The organism is Streptomyces sp. HUAS MG91, assembly GCF_040529335.1.
In the GTDB taxonomy this organism is placed as follows: Bacteria; Actinomycetota; Actinomycetes; order Streptomycetales; family Streptomycetaceae; genus Streptomyces; species Streptomyces tabacisoli.
The window spans coordinates 7563529-7577768 of the sequence record NZ_CP159534.1 but is presented as its reverse complement, the minus strand read 5'-3'; the positions used below and the strand labels follow the sequence as shown (position 1 = coordinate 7577768).

The window sequence follows — 14240 nt, the reverse complement described above, 5'->3', positions numbered from 1 at the left end:
GCGGTTCCGCACCGTCAGGCGCGGAACCGCCCCGAACCTTCCCGATAGAAAGAACCAGCATGTACGTCTACGGGGCACTGATCTGCTTGTGCATCGCCATCGGTACGGTGATTGGTCTCCGTCGCCGGTCTGCCACTGATGGCATCCTGGTCACCCTGGCCACTGCGACGGCCATTGCCAGCCTTGCTTCGCTGCGCTACCTGGAGATCGCTGTCTTGTGGATGCTCGGCACACCAGCAGCCGGAGTGAAACTGCTCGGGCTCCTGTGTCTCACACCAGCCCCATGGGTGCTTGCAAGCGGGCACCGCACATGGAATCCGACCGTGTGCGCAGATGCCGTCGCGACAGCAGTTCTCCTGGGAACGCGCACCACCAGCTTCCCCTTCCCATCCGTCTACATCGCGGCAGTGCTGTCTGCCGTCACCCGCACCGCTGCCATCGAGCTGCCGCGCCACAAGACAGACACCCAAGCGCGGCATGACGAGAGTCGACAACCGAGGTAGCTCGCGGGCCGCGGCGCTGGCGGGCTCGTGTCATCGGTGCGCGAGCAGCCCAGCCTCGAGCGCCAGCTCAATCTGCCAGCTTGTCAGTCGCCGAACCCGTTGCAGTCAGCTGTGGCATAGGTACCCGATGCTGTGGCGGTTTTCGGCTTGCCGTCGTCGACGGATACGGAGCAGGTTGCGGTGCCACCAGATGCCCCGGTGGTCACGGTCAGCGAGCCGCCCCTCAGCAACCCGCTCGTCTCCTGCTCCTTCGTCCATGGCAGGCGCTTGACGTCGCTCTGGCTTGTGGACCAGTCGCCGTCCCGCCACGAGCTGTAGGTAACCGAGACGTTCTCAGCAGATCCGGTCACCTTATAAACGATCTTCACCTTCTTGTTGGCCTCGTGGTTGACACTGGTCACGAGCACGATCGTGATAATGATCCCGATCAGAACGATCAGACCGCCGCAGCCCAGACAGCCGATCTTCCACTTGTTGGGCTGCTTTTTCTGCGGTGGCGCCTGCCGGCCGGCAGCACCCGGGGGGACTTGCCACCCTTGCGGAGACGGAGACGAGTGGTTCCACTGCTGCTCATCCGCCATAGGACACCTCCGAACGTCCGTCCATTTCTGGCATGGTCGCCTGGCAGGCAGCACGCCGCCTGCTGGCTGCGCTGTTCGAGGGAGCGATCCCCTCACGCCTGGATATCGATCTGCCTGTCCAAAGGGTGTTGCACAACGGCGATCACGACCGGATGCGGCCACCGCAAGCATGATCAACTGCCCGTTTGTGCACCGTTTTCCACCGACCTGGCCGGGGCCCGCAGGCTGGATCTGGAGATCGCTCGGGCCTTGTGCAACACCCTTTAAGGCTTGTCCCGCAACTGATCCTGGACCTGGTGAGGGCAGGGTCGGCTGCGGTGCCGTCCGTTGACCTATCCGGTGAGTGCGAGGTCGTGCAGGCACGCGATGCCGGGTCATGACCGCACTGCTCGACCATCTACGGACCGGAACGGTCGCCGAGAAGGCAAGCGCCGAGCGGGCCTGGTACTGCGCCCATGTACCGCTCCGCGCTGACCGGTCCCCGGCCTACGCACCTGGCGGAAGCCGAGATCCCTCCATAGATGACTCCCACGATGTGAAAGACGCGTGGCGGGAAACCCTTATGCGATCAGCCAGGTGAATGGACCGCCTCGCAACCTGAGCCAGCGCTGTTGCCATGGCGCTGTCGCTCACTCTGACCAGTTACGGGACAGGTCCAAGACGACCCCTGGGACCTGTTTCGAAAGTGCCGGTCATACCTGCACCGAACGGGGTTCCCTGGGCATCCTTAAGGTGGTCGTGCATGATCAGCGGAGTGAAACAAAACCTCGACGCCCTGTCGATTCTGTGGGAGCGGCAGTGGCCGGCTCCGCCGGGTGCTTCGCTGCGTCACGTCTATCCGGAGCGGTGGGTGCGTTTCCACAGCCTCCCGGACTCCAAGGAGTATCCCGAGAACGAGGATGAGTATGCCATCGTGCTTGAGCGTCAACGCGTGCTCTTGGAGGAACTGGGTCCCGATGACGACCTACTGTGGGTGATCACCACGGAGTGGGGTGGACACCCCGAGCCGGGACCTCGCAGATCAGAACTGCAGCGGGTCGATCCGCACGCGCGGCATTGGGAGAGTTGGCTCTCCGACGATGACGACCCGGATGACCTTGTCTACCAGCACGTGCATGCGAGCTCCCGCGCGCGCACCGGGAACTCGCTGGACCCCCTCCTCCGACTGGCCGCGGTCGACATCAGCATCGCGGTCACCCTCGCCCCGCCAGACCTGCGCTGGGTCTTCCGTCCCTATCCCGGAGGTGTGGATGTGTTTGCCCCCAGCACCGCCGGGCGTGACTCCTTGAAGGCAACTCATCCCGACTGGCTCTCGGCGCATCCCAGTGGCCTGTAGCTGGACAAGAAACCCGGTCGACCTTGGATCTGGTCTGGGCGGCAGCCCGGTATGGAAACGGTCAACGGGCTTTTCCGGCGCTGGCAACGCGACGGAACTTGGAAGCGCCTGCTCCAGGAATTGCAGGTCGACGCCGATGCCAATGGCCTAATCACCTGGGATTTCAGTGTCGACTCCATCCTCGTGCGGGTCCACCGGCTGAAACGGCACCGCGCAGTAGCCACGAGGTTCGACGAATTGGCGGTGCGCTACGAAGCAACGGTGCTGGTCGCAGCCATCAATGAGTGGCCGTGACCAGCACTTTCGAAACCCGCGCTAGGCGCCCGTGGGGATCGCGAGGTACTTGTACTCCAGGAACTCCTCGATGCCGACGCGTCCGCCCTCGCGGCCGAGGCCCGACTGTTTGACGCCGCCGAAGGGCGCGGCCGGGTTGGAGACGAGGCCGGTGTTGATGCCGACCATGCCGGTCTCCAGCCGTTCGCCGACGCGCAGCGCGCGGTCGAGGTCGCGGGTGAAGACGTAACTGACGAGGCCCCATTCCGTGTCGTTGGCGACCTGTACGACGTCGTCCTCGTCGTCGAAGGTGAACAGGGCTGCGACCGGGCCGAAGATCTCCGTGGTGGTGAGGTCGGCGTCGCGGGGCACCTGGGCGAGCACCGTCGGCGGGTAGAAGTTCCCCTCGCCCTCGGGGACTTCGCCGCCGGTGAGGATCTTCGCGCCGCGTCCGACCGCGTCGCGTACGAGCCGGACGACCTTGTCGCGGCCCGCGCCGTCGATGAGGGGGCCGACGTCGGTGCCGGGGGCGGTGCCGTCGCCGACGTTCAGGGCGGCCATGCGGGCCGTGAGGCGGGCGGCGAACTCCTCGGCGACGGCCGTGTGCACGTAGATGCGGTTGGCGGCCGTGCAGGCCTCCCCCATGTTCCGCATCTTGGCGACCATGGCCCCGTTCACGGCGGCGTCCAGGTCGGCGTCCTCGAACACGATCAGCGGGGCGTTGCCGCCGAGTTCGAGCGAGGTGCGTACGACGGTGTCGGCGCACTGGGCGAGCAGGATGCGGCCCACCTGGGTGGAGCCGGTGAAGGACAGCTTGCGGATGCCGCCGCCGCGCAGCAGGGGTTCGACCACGCCCGCCGCGTCGGAGGTGGTCAGGACGTTCAGGACGCCCGGGGGCAGTCCCGCCTCGGTGAGGATGCCGGTCAGCGCGAGGGTGGACAGGGGGGTCTGCGGGGCCGGCTTGAGGATCATGGTGCAGCCCGCGGCGACGGCGGGGCCTATCTTGCGGGTGCCCATGGCCAGCGGGAAGTTCCACGGGGTGATCAGCAGGCAGGGGCCGACGGGCTGACGCAGCACCAGGTGGCGGTTGCGGCCGTCCGGGCTGGTGGCGTAACCGCCGTCGATCCGGACCGCCTCCTCGGCGAACCAGCGGAAGAACTCCGCCGCGTACGCCACTTCTCCGCGGGCCTCCGCGAGGGGCTTGCCCATCTCCAGGGTCATCAGCAGGGCCAGGTCCTCGGTGCGGTCCAGGAGGAGTTCGTGGGCTCGACGCAGGATCTCGGAGCGTTCCCTGGGGGCGGTGGCGGCCCAGGCCGGCTGGGCCCGGGTCGCCGCCGTCAGGGCGAGGGCGGCGTCGTCGGGGCCGGCGTCCGCGACGTGGCAGAGGGTGGTGTTGGTCGCGGGGTTGTCGACGGGCATCGTGCGGTGGGCTGTCGCCGGGGGCCAGGTGCCGTTGATGTGGAGGTTTTTCGGTACGGCGGTGATGACGGGGGGCGTGGTCATGGTGCGGGCTCCCTGGGGTGAGGGGTGGTTGGGGCGGGTGGGTCGGCTGCGGGTGGGTGGGTGGCTGGTCGCGCAGTTCCCCGCGCCCCTGAGGCATGCGCTGCGCGCAGCCTCCCCCTGAGGCTGCGGCTCCGCCGCGCCTCCCTCGATGAGCTGCCGCACGGGGGCACCTCTCTCGGTGGGCTACCGCACGGGGCGCGCCTCCATTGATGGCTACCGCACGGGGGCGCACCTCTCGATGGGCTACCGCACAAGGCGCACATCTCTCGATGGGCTACCGCACGGGAGCGCCTCTCTTGATGAGATGGCGCACGCAGTGCGCATCTCAGGGGCGCGGGGAACTGCGCGAGAAGCGGCCGCCGGGCCGCGGGTGAACGAACCACCCAGGGGCGCGGGGAACTGCGCGAGAAGCGGCCACCGGGGTGCGGGCGAGCGACAACCGGAACTGCCGGTCGCGCGCCCGCACTCGGCGACGAACGCGGCGGCAGCCCTACGTGGCCGTCGAGACCGCCGTGCTCCACAAGGACAGCGCCTCGTCCACCTGCTGCTCGGAGACGACCAGCGCCGGGATCATGCGGACCACGTTGCCCCAGGGACCGCAGGTCAGCAGGAGCAACCCGGCATCGGCGGCAGCCTGCTGCGCCCGGAGCGCCGTCGCCGGGTCGGGCTCACCGTCCGGCGTCGTGAACTCACTGGCCAGCATCAGCCCCAGCCCCCGTACGTCACCGATCCCCGGCGTCTTGGCCCCGACCTCCTCGAGCCCGGCCCGCAACCGCGCCCCCATCGCCGCCGCGTTCGCGACCAGCGACTCCTCCTCGATGACGTCGAGCGTGGCGCAGGCCGCGGCGCAGGCGACGGCGTTGCCGCCGTAGGTGCCGCCCTGCGAACCGGGCCGCGCCTTGCTCATCAGCTCCTGCGACGCCGCGATCCCGGACAGCGGGAACCCGGAGGCGAGCCCCTTCGCCGTGATCAGCACATCGGGGCGTACGCCGAAGTGGTCATGGCCCCAGAAGCGTCCGGTGCGCCCGACGCCGGTCTGGATCTCGTCCAGGATCAGCAGGATCCCGTACCGGTCGGCCCGCTCCCGCAGCCCCTGCAGGAACGCCGAGTTGGCGGGCACGTACCCGCCCTCGCCGAGCACCGGCTCGACGAGGATCGCCGCCGTGTCGTCGGGGTCCGACACGGTGGCGAGGAGATGGTCCAGCTCGCGCAGGGCGAACCGGGTCGCGGTCTCCTCGTCCCAGCCGTAGTGGAAGGCGTTCGGGAACGGTGTGATCGCCACGCCCGCCATCAGCGGCCCGAACCCGGTGCGGATCTTCGTGCCGGAGGTCGTCAGGGAGGCCGCCGCGACGGTCCTGCCGTGGAAGCCGCCGTGCGCCACCACGATGTTCGGCCGGCCCGTCGCCTGCCGGGCGAGGCGCAGCGCGGCCTCCACCGCCTCGCTGCCCGAGTTCACGAAGAACAGACTGTCCAGCCCCTCGGGCAGGACGCCGCCGAGCTTCTCCACCAGCCGCCGCAACGGCTCGTGCATCACCGTCGTGTACTGGCCGTGGATGAGCGTGGCCACCTGCTCCTGCGCGGCCGCCACCACCCGTGGATGGCAGTGGCCGGTGCTCGTCACCCCGATCCCCGCCGTGAAGTCCAGATACCGGCGGCCGTCGATCCCGTACAGATGAACGCCCTCCCCCCGCTGTGCGACGACGGGAGTGGCCTGACGCAAATGCTCGGACAGTTGGGTCATGCCCCCCAGCGTCAACGCCGGGCCGAAGAGGCGTCAATGGGTCATGTGTGGCGCTCCGCCGTGTGCGCCCCCACCGTGCGCGCTTCCACGATGTGCAGGAGTTCTGCGTAATTTCCGTGCGGGCGGGGTTCCCAAGCGCGGACGGTTCTGCAACAGTCCTGCGTATTCGGACACGCGTGCTCCATCCCGTGGAGGGAGAATCCGTGGCGGTGCACGACCGGTCGAGGGGGCACGATCTCGCGGCGCTGCGTGATCTCAACAGTTCCGTGGTGCTGAGGGAGTTGCGGCGGGAGAGTCCGCGCACGGTGAGCGGACTCGCCGGTGCCACAGGCCTGTCCCGGCCGACGGTCGAGGCGCTCGTCGAACAGCTCGCCGCACGGGGCTGGATCACCGAGGCGGCCGTCCCTGCGACCGGGCGGGCACCGGGACGGCCCGCGCGCCGGTACCGGTTCCGCGCCGAGGCCGGGCACGTGGTCGGGGTCGACATCGGGCTGAAGCGGATCGTGCTGCTGCTCGCGCGGCTCGACGGCGAGATCGTGGCCCGCGCGCGGCACGACATCCCCTCGGAGGCGACGGGCGCGGAGCGCATCGAGCTGCTGCGCGGGCGGCTGCGGCACTTCCTCGCCGGACAGGGGCTCGCCCCGCACGACGTGTGGAGCGTGGGGATCGGGGTGCCGGGCATGGTCGGCGAGACCGGGCGGATCCGGTCGGTGATCGTGCCGGACTGGACCGATCTGGATCTGGCGCGACGCCTCGCGGACGACTTCCCCGGCACGGACCGGATCCTGGTCGAGAACGATGTGAACCTCGCGGTGCTCGCCGAGCACTGGCGCGGCGCCGCCCGGCTCGCGGACGACGTGGCCTGTGTCCGGCTCGGGCCGCGCATCTCCTGCGGCCTGATGATCGACGGGCGGCTGCACCGGGGCCGCCGCGGCGGGGCCGGTGAACTCGGCATCCTGCCCCAACTGGGCCTGGAACAAGTGCAGAAGGGTTTCGCCTGGGCCGGTGAACGACTGCCGGGCGAGTCGGCGACGGACGCGCTGGCCCGGGCCGTGCGCTCCGGGGAGGCGGGAGCGCTCGACGTACTCGACCGGTTCCTGGCCGGAGTCGCGCCGGCGGTCGCCGCACTCGTGCTCGCCCTGGATCCCGAACTCGTCGTCCTGTCAGGGACGTTGGCCCGCGTGGGCGATCCGCTCACCCCTCTCCTGTCCGCACACCTCGGTCCGCTCACCCTTCACGTGCCGCAGCTCGCGGTCAGCACGCTCGGCCGCGAGGGCGTGGCCCTGGGCGGTGTACGCCGTGCCCTCGACGCGGTCGAGGCGCGGCTCTCCGGCCGACAGCACGGCACCACCCGCAGCGGACCGCACGACGCCTGAATCCGGCCTCCCCGAAGGGACGTTCATGGCAGACCTCGACGTGGGACTGATCGGCGCGGGCGGCATCGCCCGCGCGCACCTGCCCGCCTGGACCGCGCTCGGCGCGCGCGTCACGATCCTGTCCACCGACGGAAACGCGGAACAACTCGCCTCTCAGTACGCCGAGTTCGGTGTGACGGCCGTGGACTCGCTCCCCGAACTCCTCGACCGCTGCACCGTCGTCGATGTGTGCACACCGACCTTCACCCATCACGAACTCACCCTCGGCGCCATCGCCGCGGGCCGGCACGTGGTGTGCGAGAAGCCGCTCGCGCTCACCGTCGCCGAGGCGCGGGAGATGGCGGACGCCGCCGAGGCAGCCGGGGTGCTGCTCTTCCCGGCGCACGTCGTCCGCTACTTCCCCGCGTACGCAGGACTGGCCGAGGCCGTGGCGGCGGGCCGCGTCGGCGCTCCCGCGGTGCTGCGTCTGACCCGCTCCGGCCGCTTCCCGGTGTGGGCACCCTGGTTCGCCGATCCGGCGCTGTCCGGCGGCATCCTCGTCGACCAGATGATCCACGACCTCGACATCGCGCGGCTGCTGGCGGGCGATGTCGTACGGGTGCACGCCCAGGTCCGCGGCCACCGGGCGCCGGATTCGCCGGAGGGCGCCGTGACCACCGGCACCGTCGTCCTCACCCACGCTTCCGGCGCGATCAGCCATGTCCTCGGGGTGTGGGGGCCGCCGGACCTGCCGTTCCGTACGACGTTCAGGGTCGCCGGGCCCGACGGGATGCTCGAACACGACTCGACCGCCGCCACCGGGTTCCGCGTTCTGGCCCAGGGCCGGCGCCCCCTCGGCGAGGGCATCCCCGGCAGCCCCATGACGGAGAGCCCCTACCTCACCGAGCTGCGGGAGTTCGCCGCGGCCGTCAGCGGAGGGCCCGCGCCCCGGGTGTCGGCGCGGGACGGTGTCGAGGCGGTGCGGATCGCGGTGGCGGCGGTCGAGTCGGCGCGCACCGGCGAACCCGTGGAACCCGCCGGGCTTGTCGGACCGAAGGTGATCGAGGAGGCCGGGCTGTGACGGAGACGACGCATCTGAAGGTCGGCGTGCTGTCGTTCGCGCACGTCCACGCGGGCGGGTTCGCGCGGCTCCTCGCCGCCATGGACGGGGTGGAGGTGCTGACCTCCGACCCGGACCCGGACCCGGCGGCGCCGGACGAGCTGCGCGGCAAGGGGTTCGCGGCCCGCCTCGGCGTCGACCACGTCGACACGTACGAGGAGTTGTTCGCCTGGGGCCCGGACAAGGTCGTGGTCTGCGCGGAGAACGTCCGGCACCGGCCGCTGGTCGAGCGGGCCGCCGCGCACGGTGCCGACGTCCTGTGCGAGAAGCCGCTCGCGACCACGCCCGAGGACGCCGCGGCCATGGTCGAGGCGTGCCGGGCGGCCGGGGTGCGGCTTGCGGTGGCTCATCCGGTGCGGTTCAGCCCGGCGTACCTCGCGGTACGGGACGCCGTGCGGGTGGGCACCGCGGGTGACGTGCTCGCGGTGGCCGGTGCCAACAACGGCTACATGCCCGGGGCGCGGCGCCGCTGGTTCGTCGATCCGCGCCTCTCCGGGGGCGGCGCGCTCATGGACCACACCGTGCACGTCGTGGACCTCCTCGACGACCTCTTCGAGGGCAGTCCGGTGACGTCGGTCTACGCGCAGACCAACAACGTGCTGTACGAGGCCGCGGGCGATGTTCCCGTGGAGACGGCGGGGCTGCTCACCCTCACGTACGCGAACGGGGCCGTGCTCACGCTGGACTGCAGCTGGAGCCAGCCCCGGCATCATCCGGCGTGGGGCGGGCTGTCGATGCAGGTGATCGGGGACCGGGCCGTTCTGGAGATGGACGCGTTCGACCAGAAGGTGTACGGGTTCGACGAGCGGGCTCGGGGTGGGGTGGAGATTCCGTACGGGGTTGATCTGGACGGGCTGATGATGCGGGCGTTTCTGTTCGGGGAGGGGGATGTGGGGGTGACGGACGGTGCGGCGGGGTTGCGTGCCGTGCGGGTGGTTTCGGCGGCGTACGAGTCGGCTCGGACGGGGTGTGTGGTGCGGGTCGATTAGGGGGCGCGCGCGTTGTCGTCCGCGGCCCGGTGGCCTCTTCTCGCGCAGTTCCCCGCGCCCCTGAGGCATGCGCTCCGCGCAGCCTCTCCCTGAGGCTGCGCTCCGCGCGCCTCTCATCAATGGCCGCTGGCGCGCCTCTGATGGAGGGCAGGTGGCGCGCCTCTGATGAGATGGCGCACGCAGTGCGCATCTCAGGGGCGCGGGGAACTGCGCGAGAAGCCCCACCGGGCCGCAGACAAACGACAACCCAGGGGCGCGGGGAACTGCGCGACCGGCCCCCACCGGCCGTCGGCCGGACGACGACCCGAAAAGGGGCGCGGGGAACTGCGCGACCAGGCTCGATGGGGTGGCACCCGTCGGCGTGGCGGTTCGGGCGCGTACGGCAGGATGGCCCCGGTCCGGCTACGGGCAGACTCTCGAACGAGCAGCAGGTGTCACTTGACGAAACATCACATATGCACTCCCACCACCGTGTTCCCCCGCACCGGAGGTGAGAGATGACCCGCACGGCCGACCTCCACGACCTGATCCTGACCGGCGCGGCGCTGTGCGGAGGACTGCTGGCCGGCCTGCTGCTGCGAATGCTGCTGCGCTGGCTCGGCGTCCGGGCCGGCCGCACCCGCTGGGGCGGCGACGACGTGATCGTGGACGCCCTGCGCACCCTCGTGCCCTGGACCGCGATCGCCGGCGGCGCCGCGGTGGCGGCTGAGGTGCTGCCGCTGACGGCACGCACCGGCCGCACGGTGAACACGGTGCTGACGGCGTTCGTGATCGTCGCGGCGACGCTGACGGCGGCCCGCGTCATCACCGGCCTGGTCCGCACCGTGGCACAGTCCCGCGCCGCGGTGGCCGGCTCGGCGACGATCTTCGTGAACATCACCCGGGTCGTGGTGCTGGCGATGGGCTTCCTCGTCGTGCTGCAGACCCTCGGCATCTCCATCGCGCCGCTGCTCACCGCTCTCGGTGTCGGCGGTCTGGCGGTGGCGCTCGCGCTCCAGGACACGCTGGCGAACCTCTTCGCGGGCGTCCACATCCTCGCCTCGAAGACCGTGCAGCCCGGTGACTACATCCGGCTCAGCAGCGGCGAGGAGGGCTATGTCGTCGACATCAACTGGCGCAACACGGTGGTGCGGCAGCTCTCCAACAACCTTGTGATCATCCCGAACACCCAGCTGTCGGGCACGAACATGACCAACTTCAGCCGTCCGGAACAGGAGATGACCCTGACCGTGCTCGCGGGTGTCGGCTACGACAGCGACCTGGAGCAGGTCGAGCGGGTCACGGTGGAGGTCGTCACCGAGGTCATGAAGGACGTCGAGGGCGCGATGCCGGAGCACGAGCCGCTGGTGCGTTTCCACACGTTCGGCGACTCGCGGATCAGCTTCAACGTGATCCTGGGCGTCGGCGAGTTCAGCGACCAGTACCGCATCAAGCACGAGTTCATCAAGCGGCTGCACCAGCGCTTCCGGGCCGAGGGGATCCGGATCCCGTCGCCGGTGCGGCAGGTGGCGATCGCGCAGGGCAGTCCGCAGATCCTGATCCCGCAGCAGCGCGACGCGTCGGTGAGCGTGGACAGCCAGGTCGGCTGAGGCCGCGCGGCACGGGTCAGCCGAGGAGCCGGCCCATGACCCGTGCCGCGGTGTCGGCCATGAAGGCGTTGCGGCCGCGGTAGTAGGACAGTTCGAGCGCGGCGATGCTGAGCGCCCAGCCGCGGCCGCGCGTCCAGGTGGCCTCGTCGCAGCCGACGGCGGCGCGGAAGGTGTCGCGCAGGCAGTCGTCGAGGACGTACCAGGCGACGATCAGGTCCACCGCCGGGTCCCCGACGCCCGTACAGCCGAAGTCGATGACGGCGGCGAGGCGTCCGCTGTCCGGGTCGACCAGCAGGTTTCCCGGCTCCAGGTCACCGTGGACCCAGACGTCGGGGCCGTCCCGGCGGGGCGCGCCGAGCGCGCTCTCCCACAGGTCGAGCGCGGCGGCCCTGTCGACGACGCCGGCGAGCCGGTCGAGGGCGGCACGGGTCGGGGCGTCGCGCGGGGCGAGCGGACTGCCCCGCTCCGCCGCCGGGGCGCCGGTGGTGTCGACGCGCCACAGGGCCCGTACGAAGTCCGCCACGTCCTGCGCGAACGGCGCGGGCTGTCCGCCGGTGCCGACCGTCGGCAGCACGCCGTCGATCCACCGGTGGATGGACCACTGCCAGGGGTACCCGCGGCCCGGCACTCCGGCGCCGACCGGCTCCGGCACCGGGACGGGCAGGGCGGGGCCGAGCCGCCGCAGCCAGTCCCGCTCCCCCGGGACGTCCGCCGCGGACCCCGGGGTGCGCGGCATCCGCACGACCAGGCGGTCACCGAGCCGGAACAGCATGTTCGACGTGCCGTCCGACGCCACGTACCGCAGCGGCAGACCCGCCCAGCGCGGGAACTGGTCGGCGAGCAGCCCCGCGACGAGCGCGTGGTCGATGTCCGGCTCGTCGTCGTGCAGCTTGCGCGGGGTCGTCATGGACGCCTTTCCCTGGAGCGGTGATCCGGCGGGCGAGGCTACCGTCGGGACCGGTCGGCGATCACCCCGTTTTCCCCGCACACCGGCCGGGCCGTGGCCCCGCCGGTGTGCGCGCGGCCACGGAGCAAGGTCAACTGGAGGTACGCGCCCGTACGCGCCCCACCGGACACCCGGAGGAACCACCATGGCCCAGGCGGCACCCGGCGCACCGGACCCGCCCGCCCCGCCGGAGCTCACCGAGATCGACGCGCTGCTCACGCGGCAGGCCCGCGAGGCGCTGCGGCACTCCTTCCGGCTCCTGGGCGGGGAGGCGGTGCGCGACGCCGCCCTGAGCGCGCCCGAGCTGCCGGTGGACCCACCGGACTGGGCGTGTGAGGTGGTGGACGCGTCCGCCGAGCCGACCGTGGTGTTCGCCCCGGTCACGGACGCGACGGGGCAGGTCGTGGACTTCGTGGACGTGGCCGTGAACGCGGCGGGCCGGGCCCTGGTGGCGCGCTCACTGCCCCGTCACGGGCAGCTGCTGACCGTGTCCCAGCCGACATCGGAGGCCTCCGGGCTGTTCGCGGCGCTGCGCCGGGTCCTGACCACCGGGGAGCCGGTGACCGGCCGCGACTGGGACGCGACCCTGCTGCTCGGCGGCGAGCCGCTGCACCGGCGGCTGCGGATCACCGCGACGCGTCATCGGGGCCATGTGGTGGTGACCTTCGACGGCACGGCCCGCCGGCACGAGCTGATCAGCGACCGGGTGCAGGAGCGGGGCCTCATCGGCTGGGGCGAGTGGGAGCTGGCCTCGCGGCACAGCGACTGGTCACCCGGCCTGTACGTGATCTTCGACAGGCCGCCGGGATCGGCGCCGCTCACGCTGGGTGAGCTGGCCCGCCGGCTGGTGCCGGAGGACCGCACCGCGTTCCGGGTCGCGCTGGAGCACGTGCTGTCCGGGCTTCCCGTGGAGCTGGAGCTGCGGCTGCGCCTCACGGACGACACCCGCCACATCCGCTTCACCCTGGAGCCGCTGCGGGCGGCGAGCGGTCCCGTGTGGGGCGTCCAGGCCCTCGTACGGGACGTGTCGAAGTCCTATCTGCGGCGGGTGCAGCTGGACGAGGCGGTGCACGCCGCGGAGCGGCGGCGGCAGCGGGCGGACGCCGAGGCCCGGGTCGCGGCCCGGCTGCGCGAGGCGGTGCTGCCCTCCCATCCGCCGGAGATCACGGTGCAGGGTGTGACCTCGGCGGTCGCGTACCGGCCCGCCGAGACCCGTTCCTCGATCGGCGGCGACTGGTACAACGTGCAACCACTGCCCGACGGGCGCGTCCTGTACGCGCTCGGCGACGCCGCTGGCCACGGGCTCGACGCGGTGGCCCGGATGGCGGCCCTGCGCGGCGGTCTCGCCGGGCTCGCCCACACCGGGCAGCCGGTGGAGAAGCTCACCGCCTGGCTGAACCGCATCACCTTCGACACCGACACCGACGGCACCGCCACCGCGATCGTCTGCCGCTACCACCCCGACCGTGAGCTGCTGCGCTGGGTGTGCGCCGGGCATGTACCGCCGGTCCTGCTGCGCGACGGGAAGGCCACGTTGCTGGACGAGACCACCGGGCTGCTGCTCGGGGTGCTGCCGGAGGTGACGTACCGGGCCGCCGAGCTGCCGCTGCGCGGCGGCGACACCGTGCTGATGTGCACGGACGGCCTGGTGGAGCGCCGCGACGAGGACATCACCGACGGGCTGGCCGCGCTGCTGTGCGCGGTGGAGCGGCACGGCGGTCTGTCGCCGCAGCAGCTCGTGGACACGGTCAGCGCGGAGCTGCTGCCCGCGCCGCAGCAGGACGACTCGTGTCTGCTGGCCCTGCGGCGCGGCCATGCCCCGGCGGACGGCCGCGTGCGGGGAGACTGACCGCATGTGCCATTACTGCGGCTGCCGCGACATCCCGCTCATCAAGGAGTTCATCGCCGAGCACGAGCGCGTCACCGACACCGCGGGGGACGCGCTGCGCGCGCTCGACCGCGGTGATCCGGCCGCCGCGCGCGCCCTCGTGGACCGGATGGCCGGGGAGCTGACCGCGCACTGGCGGGGCGAGGAGGACGGCCTGTTCCGCGTCATGGGCCAGGATCCCGAGTACCGCGCCTACATCGCGGCCCTGGAGGCCGAGCACCGGGAACTCGCGGAACTGCTCCCGGCGCTCGACCTCACCGCGCCCGCGGACGTCGCCGTGTTCACCGAGGCGATGCACGAGCTGCGGCGGCACATCGCCAAGGAGGAGGACGGTCTGTTCCCCGCCTCCCTGACGGCGCTGTCGGGCGACGCGTGGGACGCCTCGATGGCGGCGTGGCGGGACGCCCATTCCTGAC

14 protein-coding genes are annotated in these 14240 nt (G+C 71.3%); 10 read left to right on the top strand and 4 right to left on the bottom strand.

Features of this window, described 5'->3' with window-relative positions; genetic code table 11:
- Positions 1 to 59: 59 nt before the first annotated feature.
- Positions 60 to 503, top strand: coding sequence for a hypothetical protein (locus ABII15_RS34260; RefSeq protein ID WP_353946164.1), 444 nt, complete (start codon positions 60 to 62; stop codon positions 501 to 503).
- 83 nt (positions 504 to 586) lie between these two features.
- Here the strand turns inward: ABII15_RS34260 and ABII15_RS34255 are convergent, their stop codons facing one another.
- Positions 587 to 1084 (bottom strand): hypothetical protein, encoded by a 498-nt coding sequence (locus ABII15_RS34255; protein ID WP_353946163.1) that lies wholly within the window; start codon positions 1082 to 1084, stop codon positions 587 to 589.
- 32 nt (positions 1085 to 1116) lie between these two features.
- Here ABII15_RS34255 and ABII15_RS34250 point away from each other — a divergent pair, with 32 nt between their 5' ends.
- The 3 genes from ABII15_RS34250 to ABII15_RS34240 all read left to right on the top strand — a co-directional run bounded on the left by ABII15_RS34250 (position 1117) and on the right by ABII15_RS34240 (position 2714).
- On the top strand, positions 1117 to 1257 hold the full coding sequence (locus ABII15_RS34250) for a hypothetical protein (protein ID WP_353946162.1): 141 nt from the start codon (positions 1117 to 1119) through the stop codon (positions 1255 to 1257).
- 569 nt (positions 1258 to 1826) lie between these two features.
- Positions 1827 to 2420 carry a hypothetical protein gene (locus ABII15_RS34245; protein WP_353946161.1) on the top strand — a complete coding sequence of 198 codons (594 nt, stop codon included), beginning with the start codon at positions 1827 to 1829 and terminating at the stop codon, positions 2418 to 2420.
- 51 nt (positions 2421 to 2471) lie between these two features.
- The gene (locus ABII15_RS34240; RefSeq protein ID WP_353946160.1) at positions 2472 to 2714 is read left to right on the top strand and encodes a hypothetical protein; all 243 of its coding nucleotides are present in this window, start codon (positions 2472 to 2474) and stop codon (positions 2712 to 2714) included.
- Between the two features lie 21 nt (positions 2715 to 2735).
- Here the strand turns inward: ABII15_RS34240 and ABII15_RS34235 are convergent, their stop codons facing one another.
- Together ABII15_RS34235 and ABII15_RS34230 are read right to left on the bottom strand one after the other, a co-directional pair.
- Positions 2736 to 4196 (bottom strand): NAD-dependent succinate-semialdehyde dehydrogenase, encoded by a 1461-nt coding sequence (locus ABII15_RS34235; protein WP_353946159.1) that lies wholly within the window; start codon positions 4194 to 4196, stop codon positions 2736 to 2738.
- 490 nt (positions 4197 to 4686) lie between these two features.
- Positions 4687 to 5937 (bottom strand): aminotransferase class III-fold pyridoxal phosphate-dependent enzyme, encoded by a 1251-nt coding sequence (locus tag ABII15_RS34230; RefSeq protein WP_353946158.1) that lies wholly within the window; start codon positions 5935 to 5937, stop codon positions 4687 to 4689.
- A gap of 203 nt (positions 5938 to 6140) precedes the next feature.
- Between ABII15_RS34230 and ABII15_RS34225 the strand changes: the two genes are divergently transcribed.
- The 4 genes from ABII15_RS34225 (at position 6141) to ABII15_RS34210 (ending at position 10990) form a co-directional block, all read left to right on the top strand.
- Positions 6141 to 7313 carry an ROK family transcriptional regulator gene (locus tag ABII15_RS34225; protein WP_353946157.1) on the top strand — a complete coding sequence of 391 codons (1173 nt, stop codon included), beginning with the start codon at positions 6141 to 6143 and terminating at the stop codon, positions 7311 to 7313.
- 25 nt (positions 7314 to 7338) lie between these two features.
- Entirely contained in the window at positions 7339 to 8373 is a 1035-nt protein-coding gene (locus tag ABII15_RS34220; protein ID WP_353946156.1) for a Gfo/Idh/MocA family oxidoreductase, read from the top strand.
- The gene (locus ABII15_RS34215) at positions 8370 to 9401 is read left to right on the top strand and encodes a Gfo/Idh/MocA family oxidoreductase (protein WP_353946155.1); all 1032 of its coding nucleotides are present in this window, start codon (positions 8370 to 8372) and stop codon (positions 9399 to 9401) included. Before ABII15_RS34220 ends, ABII15_RS34215 begins: the two co-directional genes overlap by 4 nt.
- Before the next feature lie 497 nt (positions 9402 to 9898).
- On the top strand, positions 9899 to 10990 hold the full coding sequence (locus tag ABII15_RS34210) for a mechanosensitive ion channel family protein (protein ID WP_353946154.1): 1092 nt from the start codon (positions 9899 to 9901) through the stop codon (positions 10988 to 10990).
- Positions 10991 to 11006: 16 nt separating this feature from the next.
- On the opposite strand, the gene ABII15_RS34205 is transcribed toward ABII15_RS34210, so the two are convergent.
- Complete coding sequence (locus tag ABII15_RS34205) at positions 11007 to 11897, bottom strand: aminoglycoside phosphotransferase family protein (protein WP_353946153.1); 891 nt, start codon at positions 11895 to 11897, stop codon at positions 11007 to 11009.
- Between the two features lie 184 nt (positions 11898 to 12081).
- On the opposite strand from ABII15_RS34205, the gene ABII15_RS34200 reads away from it, so the two are divergent.
- Both ABII15_RS34200 and ABII15_RS34195 read left to right on the top strand, forming a co-directional pair.
- The gene (locus tag ABII15_RS34200; protein WP_353946152.1) at positions 12082 to 13785 is read left to right on the top strand and encodes a SpoIIE family protein phosphatase; all 1704 of its coding nucleotides are present in this window, start codon (positions 12082 to 12084) and stop codon (positions 13783 to 13785) included.
- Between the two features lie 4 nt (positions 13786 to 13789).
- Positions 13790 to 14239, top strand: coding sequence for a hemerythrin domain-containing protein (locus ABII15_RS34195; protein ID WP_353946151.1), 450 nt, complete (start codon positions 13790 to 13792; stop codon positions 14237 to 14239).
- The last annotated feature ends 1 nt before the right edge of the window (position 14240 follow it).